General features: G+C 49.6%; 13 protein-coding genes. 9 read left to right on the forward strand and 4 right to left on the reverse strand.

Annotated features, from left to right (window positions below; translation table 11 throughout):
- The first annotated feature begins 75 nt into the window (after positions 1–75).
- Together ELAC_RS07745 and ELAC_RS07750 are read left to right on the forward strand one after the other, a co-directional pair.
- Positions 76–951 carry an aldose epimerase family protein gene (locus ELAC_RS07745; RefSeq protein WP_098038710.1) on the forward strand — a complete coding sequence of 292 codons (876 nt, stop codon included), beginning with the start codon at positions 76–78 and terminating at the stop codon, positions 949–951.
- A gap of 563 nt (positions 952–1,514) precedes the next feature.
- Positions 1,515–2,723 (forward strand): hypothetical protein, encoded by a 1,209-nt coding sequence (locus ELAC_RS07750; protein ID WP_098038711.1) that lies wholly within the window; start codon positions 1,515–1,517, stop codon positions 2,721–2,723.
- Here ELAC_RS07750 and ELAC_RS07755 read toward each other — a convergent pair.
- Complete coding sequence (locus tag ELAC_RS07755) at positions 2,701–3,558, reverse strand: competence protein CoiA (RefSeq protein ID WP_098038712.1); 858 nt, start codon at positions 3,556–3,558, stop codon at positions 2,701–2,703. The two genes, ELAC_RS07750 and ELAC_RS07755, sit on opposite strands and share 23 nt — an antisense overlap.
- 417 nt (positions 3,559–3,975) lie before the next feature.
- On the opposite strand from ELAC_RS07755, the gene ELAC_RS07765 reads away from it, so the two are divergent.
- The 5 genes from ELAC_RS07765 (at position 3,976) to ELAC_RS07785 (ending at position 15,866) form a co-directional block, all read left to right on the forward strand.
- On the forward strand, positions 3,976–5,640 hold the full coding sequence (locus tag ELAC_RS07765) for an RNA polymerase sigma factor (protein WP_098038714.1): 1,665 nt from the start codon (positions 3,976–3,978) through the stop codon (positions 5,638–5,640).
- Between the two features lie 122 nt (positions 5,641–5,762).
- Positions 5,763–7,970, forward strand: a complete 2,208-nt coding sequence (locus tag ELAC_RS07770; protein ID WP_098038715.1) for an ATP-dependent DNA helicase — start codon at positions 5,763–5,765, stop codon at positions 7,968–7,970.
- A 388-nt stretch (positions 7,971–8,358) separates the two neighbouring features.
- Entirely contained in the window at positions 8,359–11,778 is a 3,420-nt protein-coding gene (locus ELAC_RS07775) for a hypothetical protein (RefSeq protein WP_098038716.1), read from the forward strand.
- A 110-nt stretch (positions 11,779–11,888) separates the two neighbouring features.
- Positions 11,889–13,511, forward strand: coding sequence for a hypothetical protein (locus ELAC_RS07780; RefSeq protein WP_098038717.1), 1,623 nt, complete (start codon positions 11,889–11,891; stop codon positions 13,509–13,511).
- Positions 13,512–13,775: 264 nt separating this feature from the next.
- Positions 13,776–15,866 carry a class I SAM-dependent methyltransferase gene (locus ELAC_RS07785; protein ID WP_098038718.1) on the forward strand — a complete coding sequence of 697 codons (2,091 nt, stop codon included), beginning with the start codon at positions 13,776–13,778 and terminating at the stop codon, positions 15,864–15,866.
- 8 nt (positions 15,867–15,874) lie between these two features.
- Here the strand turns inward: ELAC_RS07785 and ELAC_RS07790 are convergent, their stop codons facing one another.
- Both ELAC_RS07790 and ELAC_RS11765 read right to left on the reverse strand, forming a co-directional pair.
- Complete coding sequence (locus ELAC_RS07790) at positions 15,875–17,680, reverse strand: PfkB family carbohydrate kinase (protein ID WP_158227842.1); 1,806 nt, start codon at positions 17,678–17,680, stop codon at positions 15,875–15,877.
- Entirely contained in the window at positions 17,658–17,870 is a 213-nt protein-coding gene (locus tag ELAC_RS11765) for a hypothetical protein (protein ID WP_098038720.1), read from the reverse strand. Before ELAC_RS11765 ends, ELAC_RS07790 begins: the two co-directional genes overlap by 23 nt.
- Before the next feature lie 135 nt (positions 17,871–18,005).
- On the opposite strand from ELAC_RS11765, the gene ELAC_RS07800 reads away from it, so the two are divergent.
- Together ELAC_RS07800 and ELAC_RS07805 are read left to right on the forward strand one after the other, a co-directional pair.
- Positions 18,006–18,257, forward strand: a complete 252-nt coding sequence (locus ELAC_RS07800) for a hypothetical protein (RefSeq protein ID WP_098038721.1) — start codon at positions 18,006–18,008, stop codon at positions 18,255–18,257.
- Between the two features lie 42 nt (positions 18,258–18,299).
- Positions 18,300–19,829, forward strand: a complete 1,530-nt coding sequence (locus tag ELAC_RS07805) for a hypothetical protein (protein ID WP_143406475.1) — start codon at positions 18,300–18,302, stop codon at positions 19,827–19,829.
- Between the two features lie 14 nt (positions 19,830–19,843).
- On the opposite strand, the gene ELAC_RS07810 is transcribed toward ELAC_RS07805, so the two are convergent.
- Entirely contained in the window at positions 19,844–20,824 is a 981-nt protein-coding gene (locus ELAC_RS07810) for an alpha/beta hydrolase family protein (protein WP_098038723.1), read from the reverse strand.
- Positions 20,825–20,829 lie beyond the last annotated feature (5 nt).

Genomic DNA, 20,829 nt, shown 5'->3' on the forward strand with positions numbered 1-20,829 from the left:
GAAAGTGTTTCAAAATCTCCGGTTTTGAGATGTTTTCTGTGTAAAGCTCAAATTTCAACGCACCAGGATCAGCAAATGGAAGATGTCATCATCGAGGAATCGAGAGAGAAAGGAAAATATCAGGCCCGCTTTGCGCCCTCCCAGGGCATGAATTTGAAGAGCCTGATCTTCGATGGAGTCGAAGTCATCGATCAGTCCACCCAACATCTTTTTGAGGAGCGCTTTGCCGGCCTTGGGGCTATGATAGGCCCTCATTTCCATCGCAGAAAAACCGAATCACTTCCTAAAAATCTCGACCTCGCGCTCTTCCCTCATGTGAAAAGAGGCGCCATCCCGGAGGGCACCGATCCTTTCTCCCACGGTGTTGGAAGGTATGCCGCCTGGACGAGCACAAACGATGCCAGGTCCATCGATGCCACCTTGAAAGGGGGAGATACCCTAAATGGTGTCAAATTGAGCGATATCGAGGGCCAGGATTTCCTCATGCGCTATAAGGCGGCTTGGGTCAGCGGCGGTCTTGAGCTAGAGATGGCGTCCGTAAGCCAGGCCGATTCGGTCATGGGAATTCACTTTTACTACCATGTCCCAGGTAATAAGGGAGAGGTGATCAGCCGCGTGGCCGGTAACTATATCGTGGACGGGGAGGTCAAGCCCATACCCGCTTTGATCGGGTACGAAGAAAGCTCCGGCCGGCTTTCGTTTTCGCTAAGCCAAGAGGCCGATTACACTTTTCGCCCTTTTCCTAACCTGCTTAAAGGGGAAATCGCTCTGAAATTGGATGGTTACACCCTGCTCACAACCTACGAGAGCTCCTCCTCGGAAAACAGCTGGCAGCTGTGGCGCTCGAAAAACTCCTCTTTTGTCTGTATCGAGCCGGTGTCCGCAGCCGATCCCAGACATCCGAACTTAACCGTCAGCTCCATCAAGATAAGGCTGGAACTCGTCCGCTGAAAGGGTTTAAAAACAGTGCTTGATGACGAAAACGCGTCAAAATTTGGTATGGAGGCTGTGAGACGGCCTAGGGGGGTGAAAGATGCAAATCACATATGGGTGAGTTGCAATTTTTCAATCTGGGGAAGCTTTCTCTTTGCCAAAAACCAGATTTTGAGACGCTTGCGGCATCGTGAAGGGACGCACTCTCAATCATTGATTTTCAAGGTCTTTTGTTTTAATAGCCGGTAAGTTTGCAATGCGTTTCGAGATAAATGGAGATTTAGTATATTAATGAAATTATCCTGAAAGGAATTTGAAATTTGGCTTGTGGACGGTTTCTCGGCCAAAATCCTCAATTTTCAATTCGTTTCAGAATCCATATCACTTTGTAACCTGGAGCTTAGCATTTCACTGTATAAGAACATCTTATGCTCTATTTCCCGCCCTTGGTTAAGAGGCAGGGAATCGTGCAAATCGACTAAGATCGGATCTGTTCAAGCCAAATTGTTTGCCGGCTTATAAGACCTTTTGATCGAGTTCTTAGTACAGTCAAAGTAAAGTTCTGAAAGCGCGGCTTTGCTATGAGTAAAGGTGGAAGCGGTTTAAGGCCACTTCTCTTAACGGTTTTATTCTACACCCTTCCCCTGTCGCTCATCATCGGCGCTGCCGGCTACTTCGGCATATCCCTATATTCCTCAAAATTTCTGTCGATGGGCCTCTTTGTGATCTCCATGGGATCGATTGCCATCTATATGGAGCTTCGCCAAAAAGTGAGTTCGGAGCTGCCGCAAGAGGAGCTGCCACCTGTTGCTGAGGAGCCTTTGGTTCTTGATTTTCTTCCAGCGGAAGGGAAGGAGAGTGAAGAGGCTGCTAACACCGCTTTTCTCCAGTTGGAAAAAGAGTTGCGGGAGGAGATTGCATTCCGCAACGAAGAGATCCAGCGCCTCAATCAGGAACGGGAGAGAGAGAGGGTTGAGAAGGAGCTAAAGGAAGAGGAGCTCGATAGCGCTCAAAGGCTTTTTGAAGAGAAACTAGAAGAAGAAAAGCTTAGAAACATCGGGCTTCAGGAGACTGTTTCCGATCTGAAGTCGCGCCTTGAGTTCAAGCAGGAAGAGATCGACAAGCTGGGTGGAAAAATCCGCGACCTCACCTACGAGATCAAGACCCTTTTGCAGATCGCCGATATGAGCATCATCTCCGAAGTGAGGGATAAAAATGAGAAAGAGGAAGATCTATTCCGTAACATCTCCCTTTCTTCGCCGCCCCTGAGCAAGAGTGACAAGGTAGAAAAGCTGCCGCAAGATTCTTATCTTGCCCCCGAGAGCGTAAAAAATTTGGAAGATGCCAAAAAGCAGCTGCGCAGATGTCTGGATATCGCGCAAAAAATTACCGGTTCCCACTACATCAGAGGACAGGCGGCAAGATTCCGGGATATGGCCGACCACTACGCCCTCGACTTAAGACGTCTTTGTGACAGTTTACGTAGTGAAAACGGCGCCGCGGTGATCGTCTATTCGCCCCGGGAAAACCGGCTTCTTTTCATTAACAACCACGTAAAAACAATTCTGGGCTACAGCCCTGAAAAATTTGTCCAGGATTTCGAATCGATCGTGCAAGAAGGGATGGGAGACTGGAAAAAAGTGGTGGGTCAGCTGTCGACTTTGCATGAGGCGAAAACCAGCCTGGTCATGAAAAATAAAAACAACGAAGACGTTGTCGTGCAGTGCCTGCTCGGGATGATTCCGACCGGTGTTTTCAAAAGCCATGTTATGGGCGTTCTGTATCATTGATCTCTTTGCCGGTTGTGCACGAGAGCAGAAGCTCATCAAAATAGATTTTCAAAATAAAGAAGCCCTTTCTTAAAAGGTCTCTCCACTCAAAACTTCTTTTGGCACCCATCCATCGCGCCTCTTCAAAAAGAATCTTGGCGGTTGTTGCCTGATCTAGTCCGCGCTCTTGCAGCAAATCAAGAAGGTCGCCCCTGAAATGAAGAGGCCGCTCGTTTCTGAAGCTGCCTCGTCGACTTTTAAGAATGGGCGTCGTGATATCTACCGGGTAGTGAATGCCTCGCTCTCTGCGCATCCCTCCTTCAAGGGGAGCGAACAGATCGAAGATTTCCCCTTCGCCCTTGCCGTTCATCGAAGAAAAATAGTGTGCCTTGTTAGCGATCGCTCGCTCGAGCGAGGACGCTTTGCCTTTGAGAAAGGTCATGGTATGCAAAACCCAGACGATATCGATATTCATGCGTCGATAGTCGGCAATTCGCAAGAGCGCCTCTTCTGCTGTCATCGGCGAGCACTGGATCTCAAAACCGAGGTTCATTTCTGGGACAAAGACATCATTGATGCGGTTGATTGCGGGAAAGCGGTGTTCTAAATTTGCTTTAACGCCCTGGTTTTCAAAACTATGTTTGATGTGCAGCTGAAGCGCCAGATGCTCGGGACTCTTCAACGCCTGCCTGCAGCTGTCCGGGGGATCTAAGTGAAAGAAGTGGGGCCGCCGCTCGGATCCCAGGCGCAGCCTGACGACCGCCGCGCATTCAGGACAGAAGTAGTCTTCCCCGCGTTTGGCGTCTGGGGCAAGAAGAGTGTTTCCCGCCGCATCTTTTGCTGTCAGGTTTGCCATGAATTGATGCCAGTAAAGTTTTTGTTCCCTTCGCGACTTAAAATTTGAAGCGCTAGACTTTGAATCCCGATAACGGCGAAGGTGGCTCAAAATTTGGCATACTCCGCAATTGTAGTCTATTATAAGGAAACGGCAAGCCGTTTCATGACCAGGCACCGGTCAAGATTTTCCTTGTTAAAAAAACCGTTGCTAATTTAAAAAAACATTGTACTGTATTGTCAACTTTTCTATTCTTAAGCAAAATATCCAGGTTATGGATGCGCTTGACAAAAAGCCTTTCACTGAAGCACACTTTCCGTGCTGCTTTAACTTTTTATATTTTAAAGGCTTCTTTTTACCGAAGACTGGGTTTTGCCCAACATCTCATGTTTGATTCCACTCTGAAAAAGGGCTTCCAAGAGGAACGCGAAGGACATTATGACAAAAGCACCATTTAAGAACGCTTTTACTCCCCAGCATCAGCAGAAGATTGATGAGCTGGTCGCCCTTTCTAAAGAGCAGGGATTCATCACATATGAGGAGATCAACGAAATCCTCCCGATGTCGTTTGACTCGGCCGATGAGATCGACCAGGTCCTCATCTTCCTGAGCGGAATGGATATTCAGATTCTCAACCAGTCTGAAGTCGAACGCCAGAAAGAGCGTAAGAAAGAAGCGAAAGAACTCGAAGGATTGCCCAAGAGAGTCGAAGGCGCACCCGACGATCCGGTCAGGATGTATCTTAAAGAAATGGGATCAGTGCCCCTTCTTTCTCGTGAAGAGGAAGTGGAAATATCCAAACGTATCGAAAAAGCGCAGCAGCAGATCGAAAGAATCATCATGCGCTTCCGCTACTCCACCTACGAGGCTATCTCGATCGCTACCTTTCTTCTTGTCGGCAAAGAGCGTTATGACAAGTGCATCGCCGAAAAAGAGGTCGAGAACAAGCAGGAGTTTATCGCCAAGCTGCCGAAGCTGAAAGAGCTTCTCAAGGCGGAAGATGTCATATTGGATGATCTTTTGAACCGTCTATACGGGAAAGATGTCAAAAAAAGCGATACGGTCAAAATCGCCGAAGATATTGAAAAGTGCCGCATCAGAACGCAGGCCTATCTCCGCCTGATGCACCTTCGCCCCAACATCATCGAAGATTTCGGCGAAGTGATCATGAATTCCTACGACCGCTTCATCGATTTGGAAAGAGAAATCCAGGAGCTTAAGCCGCGGGCCGAGCGCAATAAATTTGCTCACCAGAAGCTGGAAGCGGCACAGCGAAAGCTCAAGAAAAAAGAGCTGGCTGCCGGCAGGACGATCGACGAATTTAAAAAAGACGTCCGTATGCTTCAGCGCTGGATGGACAAGAGCCAGGAAGCTAAGCGCGAGATGGTCGAGTCCAACCTGCGTCTCGTGATCTCGATTGCCAAGAAATACACCAACAGGGGCCTCTCCTTCCTCGACCTGATTCAGGAAGGCAACATGGGCCTGATGAAGGCGGTTGAAAAGTTCGAATACCGCCGCGGCTATAAATTTTCGACCTACGCCACCTGGTGGATCCGTCAGGCGGTAACCCGGGCGATTGCCGACCAGGCACGAACGATCCGTATCCCTGTGCATATGATCGAAACGATCAACAAAGTGCTGCGGGGTGCGAAAAAACTGATGATGGAGACCGGCAGAGAACCCTCTCCTGAAGAGCTTGCCAACGAACTCGGGATCACACCCGACCGCGTCCGTGAAATCTATAAGATAGCCCAGCACCCCATATCCCTCCAGGCTGAGGTGGGCGACGGAGGCGAGAGCCAGTTCGGCGACTTCCTAGAAGACACGCAGGCTGACTCTCCGGCGGAAGCAACAGGATACTCCATCCTGAAAGATAAAATGAACGAAGTGCTCGAGACTTTGACAGACAGAGAAAAGAAAGTGCTTATCCAGCGTTTCGGATTGCTCGACGGCAAGCCCAAAACTCTGGAAGAGGTAGGCCTCGAATTCAACGTCACGAGGGAAAGGATCCGTCAGATCGAAGCCAAGGCTCTTCGCAAGATGCGCCACCCGACAAGGTCCAAGCAGCTTAAGGCCTTCTTAGACCTGATGGAAGAGGAATAAAAAATACCCTCGTCAGGGCAGGTTTTCTTCGCTTGGCAGACGCCCCCATTTAATATATACCGAGGTGGATTCGCTTTTTTAAAAGTTGAGTTCGCTTCGGTATACCAACCATTAGTGTTTCCATGCCCTCGATCCGAGAAGCGAACAACATTCTTTTTGAAGAAGAGATGCTGGAGCTGCTCGGTTCCGAAGGACCCTTCTCCGTCGCCTACAAAAATTTTGAGGCGCGCGAGGAGCAGAAACAAATGCTTCTCGATGTCACCAAAGCGTTCAATGAGGCGAGAATAGCCCTTGTTGAAGCCGGCACAGGCACTGGAAAGAGCCTCGCCTATCTTCTGCCCGCCATCTTGTGGGCCATCAAAACTGGCGAGCGGGTCTTGATTGCCACCAAAACCATCAACTTGCAAGAACAGCTTTTCATCAAAGACATTCCTCTCATCAAAAGGGCTCTTGACATCGACTTCAAAGCTGTTTTAGTCAAGGGGATGGGCAACTATCTTTGCCTTAGAAGGCTCAAGGAATCGATGGAGGAGCTTCTTCTTTTTCCCGATGACACAGGCAAGGACCTTGTCAGGATCGAGGCGTGGAGCCACAGTACTTTGGACGGCACGAAAAAGGACCTGCCTCTCTATCCCTCACCGGATCTTTGGGAGAAGGTATCTGCCGAACGCGATGCCTGCAGCAAGGATAAATGCCCAAACTACAAAGACTGCTTTTTCTACAAGGCGCGAAAAGAGGCAATGGATGCGAAGATACTGATCGCCAACCATAGTCTGTTTCTCTCCGACTTAGCCTTCAGGGAAAAAAATGGATCGGGACTTCTGCCGGATTATACCCGGGTGATTTTAGACGAAGCGCATCATCTTGAAGATGTCGCTCTGGAGCATATGGCGGAGAACACCTCCTTTTCCACACTCATCAAAACGATGGGGAAGCTTCATGTCGAGAAGGGCGGTGTCAAAGGGGGGAAATATCCCCAGCTTGGAGAGAGGCTCAGGAGCCTCACCAGAACGCCTGAGATCGAGACCCTGCTGAAAAAGATCGATATCGCCCTTCCCGAGGCGAAAAATAGACTGATTCGCTCGGCCGCCGATGCGTTTGATCAGCTGAGTGATTGGCTGGAGCTGCAAAATAAACAGCAGAAAGGGGATGCTGAGGGCGAGAGTAAGCTGCGCCTGTTGAAGCACCACCTGATGGGGCCGGATTGGAAGAAGGGTCCTGAACCGGCTTTCCGCCTTTTCTTAGAGAGCGCCAAGGGCTATCTTGCCGAGTCGCAATCGACCCTCTCAGGCGTTAGCTGCCTCACGGACGAGCGTGTCCGCGAATGCACGGACGGGCTTGTCCTGGACATCACCAGCTTGATTAAGAGGCTCACGGCCGCTTACGAAACAGCGGACGGTTTTATCGCCGAGTCGTTCGCCGCGAGTGAGGTGCGATGGGTGGATGCTCCCTTCAGGAAGGGGATCGAGACGATGCGCATCTACCGGGCGTCGCTCGACATCAAAGAGCGGCTCGAGGCGGTGCTGTTCAAAGCGTTTCCAACGGTTGTCTTGTGCAGCGCCACATTAGCTGCCAATGGAGGCTTTCAGTTTTTGAAGGGGCGGCTTGGTATCCCGACGGGCAAAGAGCCTGCCAAAAGTCCTATCGAAAGCATCTACCCCTCGTCGTTTGATTTTCCACGCCAGGCCCTTTTTTTAGTGCCCAAGGATATGCCGACTCCGCTTGAAGCGGGATTTTTAGAAAAATCTTCCCAGTTTATTTTGAAAGCCGTGCGCTCTCAGCCGGGAGGGGTCTTCATCCTTTCCACTTCCTTTGCCTATTTAAATAAAGCCTATCAGCGGCTGAAGACTGCGCTTGAAAAAGAGCGCTACACAGTTTTGAAGCAGGGGCAACTGAGTAAGGGAGAGCTGATCCGCTCTTTTATCTCATCCAAGAGAGCCGTTTTATTTGCGACCGATTCTTTCTGGGAAGGGGTGGATATTCCGGATGGCATCTTAAAGCTGGTTGTCATCGCGAAGCTGCCATTTAAAGTGCCCGATGAGCCTCTCGTGCAGGCAATGGCTGAAAAGATCCATCGGGAGGGCGGAGATCCCTTTTTGCAAGACTCCCTGCCGGATGCTGTCGTCAAGTTCAAGCAAGGGTTCGGGCGGCTGATCCGCCGAAAAACCGATAAAGGGTGCGTGATCTGTCTCGACAAGCGTCTGTTCACCAAGCCCTATGGAAAACATTTTTTCAACGCTCTGCCGCTAGCCCCCCGCCACTTTCTGCCAGAAGAGGAGTTGATCGCCGAGATGAAGCGATTCTTCTTTAAGAGGCCGTCCTCAAACTAAAATCGTATGATTTGTTGGCTGAATTGGGCTTTAAAGCCTGAAAAATTTTCAGCCTATCAGTCCAATAGTCTGAATTTTTTTAACTTTCATACGAAAATTCACCCGTAAAGCGCAGTTAATTCAGTGTGTGGGCATTCTCTACGCAGGCGTCAATTGGCTTGCTTCGATTGCTTTTGGCACAGGGCGCTCTTTCAAACAAGTCCACATAGTGGGCACTTCCTGATGCGGGAAAACTGCACAATCCGTTTTAATTGATCGTTCGTTAAGTCTGTTAATGAAACATTCATAATTCCTTAACATTTAATTAATTTATCTAGTGTTTACTTCTATCATTTAACTACTTATAATTTCGTGAATTGTAGTTACATATATATAGGGAATAATAACCATGGACGGCATTAGCATTCTTAACCCTCTGAGCAACAGATATCACGCGCTCGAGGACTTCAGTAAACTTAGTTTAGCACAGCGCATCGTCACCGTCGTATTGACAGCCATTGCCGCGGTGGCTACCGCATTCATCGCTACGGCCGCTGTCTTTCGCACGCTCGTCGGCCATTTTGTGAAGGTCATGCATCCTGTTTCCGGTAAAGAGAAGAAAGCGCTCCCCCCGAAAAACGATTTGTCCCTGCTCCCCGGAAAAGCTCCTGCGAAAAAGAAAGAGAGGATGCAGCCGTCAAACAAAGCAAAGAATCCAGCGGTTGGCAAAGGATCCTCAGTCAAGCCGGACGTGTCTGCAACGAAAGAACCTATCCAGTCTCGCTCCGTTCTCCCAAATTCCGATCTCTCCATTGCTTTAGACCGACAAGAGCCTTCTACTTTAGGCGGATCAGCCTCTCCGGCAATTGAAAACCCACTTTCCCGAAGCGATTTGAACACCTTGTCATCGATACGGACCGTCCATCGTTCCTCGGTAGAGCCGCACCTGACTCCTGTTTTGGCCCCTTTCACACCCGAGGGTAGTGAAGAGTTGCCCTCTTTCTCTCAGCCTCTTACTCAACCAACACAAGCATTGGGTGCTAGGGCATCATTTCAAGTTGAAGACAGCGTGGAGTTGCCATCTCTTCCCGAAGAGTCATTTGAGCCTCTCCCCCTGATTCCTTTTCATGTTGATGAAAGCTCTCTCTCAGCTCTTGATATTGAGGCCCGTAAAACCTATCAGATCGCCCCGATTGCGCTTGATCCATCCGGAGCGGTTGTCAGGGCCGTTGAAATGGGGCTGAGGCAAGGGGTCATCGACGAAATTCAACGCTACGACGTCAACCATCCTCTTCTCATTAGGAGTGGAAATGAGTCGGTAGCGGTGACGATTGTTGGCTCATGTATCAAAGCGCACATGACAAAGGATGGGGCAAACCGTTTCGCTTACTTGATCGCGGCCGAACTTCAGCTGGCCCATGAGACCCGGCGCCTGGAAATTGCCTTCTCATCCCCAAAGGATGCAAGAGACACCGCCGCTATCGGCAACTTGGCCCTCCAGCACATGGAGAAGAGGGGACGGTTCGTCACAGGGAACATGATCGCCGACGCGGCAGACAGGGACTTATCCATCTTCAGGCCCACAGCAGAACTTTCTACGGGGTTTTTGGATCGTATCGAACAGCTCAGAATGGAGGTTCCATCCATAAGACGCCCTCTTTCGATTGAATACCGCGGCCAGCTTCCATCGAAAGCTCTGGAACTTGAGCAGCAGCAAGAGATCTTGGGCGAACTTGAAGCGTCGATGCGCGGCTTCGCGAAAGAACAGGCCGCTTTGGAGAAAGCCCAGAAAGCGGAAGACGCCTACATGAGTCTTGAAAACGAAGAGGGCGGGGTTAACGGCAGCAGCGCGTCTTCGGATTCCGAAGGCGACTCCGTCGACATAAGCGTCCCCAATTTGTTTGATGAGCAATTCGGGGAGGCCAGCGGCCTGGAAAGCAGCTTTGTCTTGATGCAGCAAGACCTGATGTCTTCGGTGATTGATAAAAGCAAGGAGCGGAAAGAGCTCGGTTTAGAGAAAAAGCATTGCAATATCGTCTCTTACATCTATCACCATATGAACGATCTTATTGCGGACGGGGAAAACGAAGCGAAAAAAATTCAAGACAGTGATGCGATCGCTTTCAAGGACGGACGAATCGTCAAGACCGAGTCCGAAGCGGAAGCGAAAAAATCCCATAAGGAGTTTTTCCACATCCTGAAAGAGAGTTTTGGCACTCTGTTGGCAAGGCGTGTTTTCGGGAGATACCGCCTGAACAAAAAAGATACCATCGCCCTCGGCGATTTGAAAAAAGCCATGGTGGGAGTCGCGTCCAACGTTTTGGAGTGCGATCTCAAGAACCTTTTCGAACATATTAAAGCCGGCATGCCGGGTAAACTCGATTCCTATCGGGCAGGAGACTATCTCTACCAGATGAATGAGAATCTCTACATGAACATCAAAGGGAAGGAGACATTCAATGATCTTTCGACTAAAGAGATCAACTTCCTTCACTCCGCTTTCAGGACGGTGCCTGTGCTTAACACCGCTTTCAGTGTTTCCGATGTGTTAGGACACTTAAAGAAAGGCGCAAACAGTTCCGAATACCTCTTTAACCATGATCTCGACGCCCTGACTTTGATGGAATCGTGGAGTCAGCTCGATTTGGCAAATCCAGACATGGCTATCGGTGAGTACGCCGGAAAGTCTTTGGCTTATTTGGAGCTTAAGCAAGGGCAGATCCTGCCGATGCCCATCATCAAAAAGGGAAGTGAAGAAGTTTTAGAAGCCCCTGTTCTTTATAAAGTTGCTCAATCTTTAGAGAGAAAGAACGACGCCGTGATCGCGCATATTTTAGCGCCTATGAATGAAAACCAGGCGATTTTACCGGCAGAAGACGGCAAGAAGAAAGAAGATGCCTTCTTGGTGTTCAGGGGAACGCTTCCCGATCCGGGAGCGACCGCCGGCGGCATGAGCCTCTACCGGGATTTCCACTATGAGGGGATCGGAAGAAAAACCTATGATCTCAGGGAAAAAGAGATTCAGAATATGACAGAGGACTACCTCAGAAGGACCGCGAGCGACGAGGTCACCTTGCGTATCTCGGGGCATAGCCTTGGCGCCTGCGATACCCAGAGAGGGGTTGTGTCTATCCTGGAGAAGATCGCCGCCTCCGAAGAGGGAAGTCCCTGGAGAAAGGTCAAGAGTGTCGTCGTGACGACTTTCAATGCCCCTAAAGTCAATCAAAGCGTGAACCATCGCATGAAAGAGGCGGTGAAGACGATCAACGCAAAAGGCATTGGGGTGAATATCGATCTGAAACACATCCGCTTTTTTGACAAAAGCTATGAAGACACCATCCAGAAGTTCGGGGATATTCTCCTTGGCGCCGACTATCATGGCGGAACAGGCGAAGAGGTGTTTAAAAACGCTCCCAACGTGAAGAGGTCGATCATCAACATGCATATGGATGATGATCAAGGCTTTGCAGCAGGGTTTTTAGTTCGCCACGGCTACCGTCCCTTCAACAAGGCTCTTTGTCAGGTGCCTTATGAGATGAAAATCCGTTCCACCGATGCGGCCGTGTCGGCAGATCCCGAAAAAGACCGGATCGATATGGAAAAAGAAATGGCCGGCACCTATTACTGGAATGAAAGCGAGATGGGCACTTTCGGAAAAATCATCGGCAACGTGGTATGGTATACTACGTGGTTTGGCTTCAGACAGCCGAAGAAGGTCGTTCAGGCTGCCTTAGTCAACGCCCCTCACAGCGTCGGGCTTTCGCTCGCCAGATTGGTGAACGGGTCGACCTACCAGACTCTGGATGAGGCGAGAGACGCCTCTTTATAAACTAAGAGACTGTCTACACACTCAAATCATGCGATTTCAGTTTTAGTACAATCTCTAGCGCCCCCGCAAGGGGGCTTCTCATTTGCCACTCTTTCAAGGAGATCTAGTCGATGAACGCTCTCGTTTCCACTTCAGCGACCGATACAGGACAGTCCCCTTGCTTCGTCATTCCCGACCCTAGCCCGGAGACGACGGCCGCTCGTCTCAATATACGGGAAAATTACGGGACGAGGCACGAGTGGGCGCTGGCTCAGATTGTCGCGGCAGAGCTGCGTAACCGGAATCTACTTGCCTCTTTACAATCCGGAAAGGTCGCCATCGGAACGAGCCGGAAAGTCGCCCATATCTGGAACCTGGCCCTGCAAAGCCCGGTATTTGACCGCTTGTGGCGGTCTCAGTTTACAGAGAGTAAAGCGCTCGCCCACGAAGGGGTGGCGATTCAGTTTCCCGGCTGTGATCAGATGCTTGTCGACTGGATAGTGGAGTATCTGGAGTCCTCCGATGAAAAACGGGAAGAGATGATCAAAGACTTTCAGCCCGACCTCTTGTTTGAACTTCTCCTGACGGCCGACTTTTTTCAACTGGACAAGCTCAAAGAGGTCATTGAGTACCTCATCGTTCAAGCGTTTATCTTCGATAAAAATAGCCTGGAGGTAATTTCCTCGCTGGAAATCGGTACTTTCAGGACTCTGCAGAAGTTTCTTTTTTTGAGCAGGTGGTTCCAGGCAAAGAACCCCGACCACCCTCTGGAGCTTTGCTGCCGGCAAGCCCGCAAAGTGATTTTATCCACTATCAAACACACCCCCGAGCTCAGCATCGACCTATCGGTTATCCCCTTTTTGCTGTCGGTGCCTGCCAGGGAAGCGCCCAAGATAGAATTTTCGTTGCAAGAGGGGTGGCAGCTAGATGAGGCCGCTCTTCGGGATCTGGATGATATCGGCAGAGCCTTCAAATCTAAAAAGCTGCAGATGTTTATTCTCGGCGAGAGGCTGAAGCTTTTGGGGGCATCGCTCGAGCCTGTATCTCCTCGCAAACTCTACGTCGACGGATTCCACAAAGACAACTACCAACCCAATCAGCAAGCAGCCCCCTCGCCGGTAACGGAGAGATACCTGCGGCAGAGAAGCTTTTTTCATCTTCCCTGTCCTTCTGCCTCGCACGAAGCGGTTGTGCGCTCAGCGAACTTTAGCGACGCTGTTATCGCTCTAATCCGGCAGTATCCTCAGCTTAAGCTCGGGATCGAAGTTTCCAAAGAAGCGCTCCTTGAGTGTGAAAGCAGCCTGCCCTCACTTGATAACGTGCGTCTTCTTGCTTTGGCCGGTACCTTGCCGTCCGACGATGCCTTCAGGGAAAGACTCGGTAAAATCATGGAGAAGATGCCCAATCTTGATATCTTGGTCGTCAATCCGGATTCGTTAAATGCCCTGACCGGCTTCAGATCTTTCCCACACCGTCTTCAGGATAAAAAAATCTCCCTGTGGAAAACTCTCGCGGGTAAAACCATTAAACGGCGCGTGGCCATCCACAACGGTTTTGATGCCGAGTGGGAGAAGAGGGAAGACTCTTATGTCGAAGACCTTAAAAAAAAGATGCTGCTCCTGCCTTTAGAGCCGCTGAGCAGAGAAGACAGGCGCATCCAAGAGCTGATCGCTCAAATTCCCTTCGCCAAAAGTGATTTGCAGAACTCCCCACGGGAGCATAGAATCCGTAACGGGGCAAAATGCTCCCTCTAGAGTCTGCCCTGCAAATTAACCCGAACGCTTGTGGCCTAAGGAGCTGCAAAGACGACAGATTTGAATTTGTGGACAGTCTCTCAGGTCAAAGCCTCCATTTTGACCTCTTTTCGTGACGCTCTCCCTTCTTTTCCGTTCATTCGGCATGAAACTTGCTACACTCAAAAATAAAACCCTTCATTCTCTGTGATATAGATCAATGTTGGCTACTACTCCTCTAGGAATCAGTAGGACGGCCTGATTTTGGAACCGGAGCGCCTCTTTATGGCAGATGAGTATTTCAAAGAGAGAGTTACGTCGGAGATATCTCTTATTTTGGCCCATGCAAAAGCTGTGATCGCTCTTTGCCAGGAGATGAAAACAAGAGAGTCAACAGATGTTCTATTCAACCTCAAAAGCTTAAAAATCCTGACTCTGAAGGACCATTCGTGGTGGTCTAAAGTGACGCGCCTTTTCAAGACGCGCGTGCTTAGGGATGCGATCGAAGGAGAATCGGCCGTTAGTTTGAACGTGATCCAGTTTAGAAAGAGAGCGCTGGACCTCGTCTACTCCATTCAGGAGATGCTATCCCAAAATCCCGATACCCCTTCCGTCTTAGATGCCATGCAAAAAGCCTTCGCGGCTATCGAGGAGTTGTCACAGCAGATTAAGGAGGTCATCGAAAGCTCCCTTCTTAGGGATAAGGAAGACCTTTTGAAGAAAGTGCGTGAGATGGATTTTTTAATCGGAAAAGAGAAGGGAAGGAATCTCTCCCCTCTTCTTTATTACACGGAACTCGACGATGCCTGGAGAAAGGCAGTGGAAGCGCGAAGGCAGGACATTTTTTTAAGGAATTTCCACGAGAAGTCTCAATTTTTGCAAGAGAGCGGCAGAACCTTGGCTATGATGGTCAGGGGTAAGAAGAAAGTGGGTAGATGGGCTACAGCGCTCGACATTGATGGCAAAAGCTCATTATTTCAAGAGTCGGCAGAGATCATCCTCCAAAACGAGCTGAAAGAGCTCAAAAAGCAAAGTCCGGCCGCCTATCAGAAACGGTTGGAAGAGGAATGGAAGCTGCTCGCTGCCTATTTAAGAGGACTTAAGAATCCTGTTGAATCAGAAGAAATGCTGGAGAGCCTGCGGAGAGCCTTCAGCTATCGGCAGCTTGAGGTGTACGGGGATGAAGGCCTCCAGGATTTGATCCGGTGGATTGGATCGGAAAAGGAGGAGGCTGCGGCGCGCTTCCGCCTCCTTAGAAAAAGATGGGTGGAGAAGAGGCAGAAAACGGATGCGGTCAGAAGACGGCTGGAGCGGCTGCAGGAGGCTTCAGAAGAGACCCCGCTATTCCCCAAAGAATCGGTGGAAATTCCCCTTTTACCCGAGGGAGTGCTTCCGGAGGTGAACACCAAACTGAGCAAACTCCTTAAAACTCTGAAGGCGCTCGAATCCCTTGACAGCTATCGCCATGAGTGGAACAAGGCCCGTTCAATCCGGAAAAATCTGGTCGAGCAGGGTCTTATCGATCCTACCTTTGAAGAAATCAGGAAGGAGGATTCGCTATTTGGGGATCCGGCTCTTCTTAAGCACTGTCGGGATATCGAGGAGGCGCTCGCTTCGGAAATTGCCAAAAGACAAAAGGATCTGCTTGATATCAGCCAGATGATGGAGAGTTATCGGGACAGGGTTGAAAACAGGCAGGAGATCGAACGTCTGAAGAGATCTTTGGAAGAGATGAAAAAGCTTCATGGCCGTAACTTCGTGCGCACGCTGCTCGAAAAAAGCCAAAAGCGCAGGTCCATCTTTGAAGAGGCTAGGAAGGAGGCCGCGGAAAATGAGCCTCCATCGCCGGTAGCGCCCGAATCCCAATCAATCACCCATTTCGAGGAGTGCAAAAGCCTTGTCGAATCTTTGGTCCGGACCTTGAAGATTGATAAATCCCCACTCTATACCACCCAAGAGGATCTTCTGGAGGCGTTCGGCATCCTTTCCAAGCCCTACATGACGGAGGGGACGCAGGGAAAGTTGCCCAAGGATATCGCCCGCTTAAAAGTGGAGGTGGAATCAGCTATAAATAGCCTGGAGGTCATGCAGAAGTCCCCACTCTTTGGGCTTGCCCGGGAAAAGGATAGGATAAGGGCTTTGATCAAAAGTCTAAGCGCCCCAGCCGAACCTCTTCTTTTGATCCGGACGTTTTTGCAGTCGCATCATGATGAACGATTGAAGGAGCAGGAGATTCGCCGCCTCCTCAAAGAAAAAAAACGGTTCGAGGAAGAGCTTGCAAGAACCGAAGAGGATATGACGGCAGCCGAGAAAGAGCTGTGTGTTCTCGAGGGCATTCTGGCCGTCGAGATTGAACTTGGCATTTTCTTAAGCTGAAGACTCTCCTACCTTTTCATATGCTCTAAGGGAGTATCGTCAAATTCCTCTTCGTGATAAGTCGCCGGATTTTCCCAGATTGTCAGGAGCCTTCGGAAATTGTAGGCGACCTCGCTCTCCACCATCTCATCGGATATCCGCTTTTCAAACCAGTGTTCGGCCACATGCTGCCAGAGCGAGCGTCCGATGGCGAACCCTTTGACTTTGTGGATCGACTCTTTTAGACCTTTTAAGTCTTTAGCCAACTCTTTCAAGGGCCTTCTGTCACCCAGCACTAAAATTCCTGCCTGCTTGTCGTGCTTATCGATTGTCTGTTCTATGTGGCGCCACCCATCGAGATCAAAAGAGGGCTGCAGTTTCCACAAAGTGGGGTGGATGTCTTGTTGGTAAAGGGAGTTGATCGCTGCGAGCACTCTCTCTTCCCTACCGTTGCGCTCTTTGTCATAGATCTCCACAAGCAGCTGATGACCCGTTTCTTCGACGGCTTCAAAGAGACGTTGCATCCAGCGGATGTCGCTTGAGGGAAGTTCTCCATCCCTTAAGTTGAGCAGTACTTTGACGATCTCTTTCCGCGGCCAGGAGCGGATCAGCCCGTAGGGATGTTCCTCGAATACTTTTTTAGTATGCTCGTCGACTGTTCTGATGATCGAATAGTGATGAGCCAAAGCCTTGGCAAGAATCTCTTCGCCATGGCAGTTGTCGACACAGACTCCCAAAGTGGCATGATGCGCCGTTGCAGCTGTTCTCAAAAACGCCTGATAGATCAGATCCTTGAACTTGGCGATGGACGTTTCACTGCGGCGGTGTTTGCGGGCCAGTTCTTCAAAGTGGCCGATCTGGTCGAATGTAAGGAAGCAAAGCCCTTGGTCTTCAGTACCCAAAGAGATAGCATCGCGGCTGGCTTGCTGGCGCTCATTTTTTCCGTTTTTCAAGTTTTCGAGGTAGGGGAGTATATTCATCAGGGGAATCCGTTCCACCACCCTGGCGTCGGCCTTTTTGAGGATTTCCATGCCCTCTTGGATCTGCTTGTTTTCCATATACACGGTAATGAAGGCGGCAATCATCAGCAGATGCTCCTCTCCGGGGATGGCTGCCGTTTTTTTTCCGAGGGAGAAATTGCTGCGCTGGCCGTGGATGCTGAGCTCGAAGACTCCGGGGTGGCGTTCGATCACATAGGAGGATGTTTTCCCCGTTTTTAAGGCGAGGTCCATGGTGCTGAGAAATGAGGTGGAGCGCTTGCCGAAGGAAAAGAAGAGATCCGCTTGCTCTATGAGAGGCCAAAGAGTGGCCTTATGTTCGTCGGAAAGCTCTTCTTTTTCCTCCGGCAGAATGAGAATCAATTTTTCGCCGCTTTGTTTCCGTAGAGGCAGCTCCGCGGTTGTTGCTTTTAACTGCTCGATGGCCTTGGGGCTTTTCAGAAAGAGAACCAGGGCGCTGCCGCATTCTTTGGGAAGAGACACCCCTGCCTGTTCTGGATCGGCATAGATTAAGGTAGCTGTCTTGTCTTTGGATTCAAACGAGATGAATCGGATAGGGGTTTTGGCGCCGGAGCAGGCCTTTGTCTGCACCCCTTCTTTGACCAGTTGGTTTAGAAGGGCCTCTCCAAAAGGATCCGATCCAATCAACGAGCACAGGGAGACCTCGGTTTTAAGCCTGGCGAGCGCGACAGCGAGCAGAAATCCTTCGCCGCCGAACCCTTTCAAAAAGGTGTCGTTGGATGAGAGGGATGCCCCTTTCTGCTCGGAGATAAGTTCCAGGTAGGAGTCTCCCACCACATGGATCTTGTTTGATTTAGTCTCTGCTCTCTCTTTCATCGATCCTCTCTCCTTCATCTTGGCGTATTCCCCTTTTAGTCCCGCTATTCTTTGCTGAAGAAGCCAGGGCGTGCCTGTGGAAAATCAGCTGAGTAAAAAGGGGGGCGTTTTGATGCCGCTTTTGAAAGGTAATGGTATCGCTCATTTTGCACAACTTGGGAAGAGCGGGTTTAGGAATTTTTAAATTCATAAGCAAAAGCTGTTTGAGCGAGATTTGTATTTAAAAAATCTTAGTAAATTATAATTAATTTGATCTTTACAAATGGTAAATGTTGTTAGTTCTATAATGGGAGTATGCAAGCTTTCATTATGCAAGGAGGTTGCCATGGAAGTGCAAAGCAGCGGGAAAGCTCCCCTCAATGTTTTTGTTGGTAAAGAGCCTTCATTGCCCGGAAGTGCCGAAAAGATGGAGGGTCGGCTTAAAAACGCCTACGCAGCAGCTGTCAAGGGTAGAGCTGCCGCGCCAGAGGGTGTTCAGGAATCTTTATCCACTTTGCATATGCTCGATATATCCGAAGCCAAAGAGCGGGCCCTCTTTAAGAAAATTGACAGGTTCGCTCAAGGGTATTTGAGCTAGGAGTCTGTCTAAGATCGTAGCAGACCGATTCCAGGGGGGAATATGAGAGTTCAACATAGTCAAATGAGAAATATTTTAGAGCTTTCCAAGGCTGCGGAAGTCTCTAGCGTCAAAAGCTTGGATCAATCCGAAAGAAAAATCCTGATGGTGATGCTTTCCGCTCTGAAACGAGGGGAAGCGTCGGTTCATCTGGAAGGGGTTGATCAAAAGAAGCTGGAGAGAATGAAGATCAAACTTCAGACTCCGCAGGAAGTGCGAGCCTCTTCCTTTATTCAAAAGGTAGTGAAGATTGTGTTGAACTTTTTTGGGTTCAGGACAGGGTCAAGATCTGTTGTCAAAGCGGTGGAATCCACCAAGAACCTGATGGAAGAGTGTCAGATGCGGTTAAACTCTTTAAAACCGATATTGGATAACAAGAAAGAGGCTCTCTCCGAGTTGATCGAGCAAGGAGGAGCGAGAGATGAGATAGAGCATCTAAGGCAAGATATCGAAAAACTGAATCGTGAGCTTTCAGAAATCGAAGGGATCTTAACTCCGAAAGAGGATGTCTCCGTCGCCTATGTTCAGGCAAAAAAAGAGGCTATCGCATCCTTCCAAAACCAGATTCCCTCCCTCATCGAAGATGCCAAAGCAAAGGTCTCGGAGAATGATGCCAAGGAACTGATTGAGCAGAACATGCAACTGGATTTGGTTAAAAACCCTAACCGTTTAGATAACGAACAATTCGAGAAGGACTATCTGCGGCCGGGGTTTCGTTTGCGGATTGAAGACCCCTCCAAAGGGGTATTTCAGGGATATCCCAAGCCATCGGATTCAACAAAGCCCGCTGATTATTATGCCTTCCACAAAGAGGGATTCAACCATCTCTTCGCCTCCGAGGAAAAGATCTGGAAGCATTTTATCCAGGCGGCCGTTACGCAAACGCCCGTCAATGCCATGATGGTGCCTTTGCATATGGAGATGAATATTAATCCTGAAGGTCGTCTGAGGCATCTTGATGTGATGGGTAAAGAGGTGCCTGTCATCTTCGATTTGCAGGAAGTGGTTAGGAATGTCGATGTTGAAGTGCACCGCAACTCCTCCGGCGTGATTGAAAAAGTCACCGTTTCAATCAGGATGGATACACCGGTGGAAACGGGAATGCATCTTGCCGGACTTCCCAAGCCAAAGTCGCTGGACACTATCGGAGTTATTACTTCCACAATGCGTTTTGAGCTCTCTTTAAAAGATGGGAATCCTCTCGTTGGTCATCTGAAGTATGATCATGTTTTCAATAAAGACGGCAGGAAACCCGAGCCTCAAGCCTCCGCCCCCGGCTTCACTCCTCTTGAAAAGAAAAAGGGAGCCTCTCCCCAGTTGAGCGGGCTTGAGAAGATGAAGGCAGGCTGGAGATCCGATCTTTCCAGGAAAAAGCTCTCTATTCAGCCGACGGGAGAGAAGATCTGCTGGCTTGAAGGGAGATTGGGAGATCTCCGAGCGGTTCAAGAGCGAGTGGACACGCGGCTTGAGAAAGAGTCCATCGGCCTTATCTTGAACAGCTATCGATCCTATCTCGAAGAGCTCACAAGGTAAATAAGCGGCTTTCCCTATTGCTCTTTCAGGGTGCGGTGGAAAAATTTCAATGTTTCTCTGGCGATAATCCGGTGCGCTTCTCTCCTCTCCTTGGAAAACCTATCCTGAGAGGGAGGGTTGAGGTAGATGGTGTGGTCGGCCTTCCCGCTCAGGGTGATCATCCCCGCCGAGGGGATCGTCTGCTTGAAAAAGAGAGCGTTCTCTTTGATAGGAGCTCTATCATCTTCTGACGCAGCGATGATGAGAAGGGGAACCCTGATGGATGAGAGCCCCTCTTTGCTGAATGCAAAGCCGTAGACAGGAGCTAAAAGAAGGAAAGCCTTGATTCGTTCGTCTTTTAAATTTTCTTTCGCTTCTGAGATGTCCAGATTTTCTATGGCCTGTTCGTTAAGACCCTCTTCCATTTCAATGTCCAGGCTATTTTGGACGTCCGGTTTTCGGTAATTGGTGGCAATGCCGCCTGCAAGCCAAAGGCCCGTCAGAGACCCCAGGGAGTATCCGATCATACCGATCTTGTCTTTATCGATATGAGGACCAAACACGGGATCTTTGATGATGGCGTCGATCACGTGGGAAACATCGAAGGTTCTATTCCATCTTTTGATTGATTCTTCGGGATCGTAATTCGACCAGGTTGCTCCAAAATGGTCTACCGAGGCGATGATATAGCCATAGCCGGCCAAAATATCCAACAGCCACGAGAGGTTGAAGCGGTCTCCTTTCTGGCCGTGAGAGACAACAATCAGCGGATATTTTTTGTTGCTCCTGAGTATAGGAGAGTCCCTGGCTTCTTTGAACCGATCAAAAATATCGGTGGTCGTCCTTTCACTCTTGGTTCCATTCTCGGCAGGGTAATAGATCTCCGTCAAAAGAAGCTTTTCCCTTAAGTCATCGTGGAAGGCTATCGTCTTAACCCCGATATCCAAGGTGATGGCGTCTTGAGTGGCGCCAAAAGCAAAGAGCGGGATGCATAGAAAAACAGCCAGCCAAACCATGAGAA

This window comes from Estrella lausannensis (assembly GCF_900000175.1).
Taxonomy (GTDB): domain Bacteria; phylum Chlamydiota; class Chlamydiia; order Chlamydiales; family Criblamydiaceae; genus Estrella; species Estrella lausannensis.

Excerpts from the sequence above, each read along its gene's own strand:
- ELAC_RS07800 (WP_098038721.1), top strand. The coding sequence starts at position 18,006 with ATGGAAGTGCAAAGCAGCGGGAAAGCTCCCCTCAATGTTTTTGTTGGT.
- ELAC_RS07745 (WP_098038710.1), top strand. The coding sequence starts at position 76 with ATGGAAGATGTCATCATCGAGGAATCGAGAGAGAAAGGAAAATATCAG.
- ELAC_RS07780 (WP_098038717.1), top strand. The coding sequence starts at position 11,889 with ATGAACGCTCTCGTTTCCACTTCAGCGACCGATACAGGACAGTCCCCT.
- ELAC_RS07785 (WP_098038718.1), top strand. The coding sequence starts at position 13,776 with ATGGCAGATGAGTATTTCAAAGAGAGAGTTACGTCGGAGATATCTCTT.
- ELAC_RS07775 (WP_098038716.1), top strand. The coding sequence starts at position 8,359 with ATGGACGGCATTAGCATTCTTAACCCTCTGAGCAACAGATATCACGCG.
- ELAC_RS07810 (WP_098038723.1), bottom strand. The coding sequence starts at position 20,824 with ATGGTTTGGCTGGCTGTTTTTCTATGCATCCCGCTCTTTGCTTTTGGC.
- ELAC_RS07805 (WP_143406475.1), top strand. The coding sequence starts at position 18,300 with ATGAGAGTTCAACATAGTCAAATGAGAAATATTTTAGAGCTTTCCAAG.
- ELAC_RS07770 (WP_098038715.1), top strand. The coding sequence starts at position 5,763 with ATGCCCTCGATCCGAGAAGCGAACAACATTCTTTTTGAAGAAGAGATG.
- ELAC_RS11765 (WP_098038720.1), bottom strand. The coding sequence starts at position 17,870 with ATGAATTTAAAAATTCCTAAACCCGCTCTTCCCAAGTTGTGCAAAATG.
- ELAC_RS07750 (WP_098038711.1), top strand. The coding sequence starts at position 1,515 with ATGAGTAAAGGTGGAAGCGGTTTAAGGCCACTTCTCTTAACGGTTTTA.
- ELAC_RS07765 (WP_098038714.1), top strand. The coding sequence starts at position 3,976 with ATGACAAAAGCACCATTTAAGAACGCTTTTACTCCCCAGCATCAGCAG.
- ELAC_RS07755 (WP_098038712.1), bottom strand. The coding sequence starts at position 3,558 with ATGGCAAACCTGACAGCAAAAGATGCGGCGGGAAACACTCTTCTTGCC.
- ELAC_RS07790 (WP_158227842.1), bottom strand. The coding sequence starts at position 17,680 with ATGAAAGAGAGAGCAGAGACTAAATCAAACAAGATCCATGTGGTGGGA.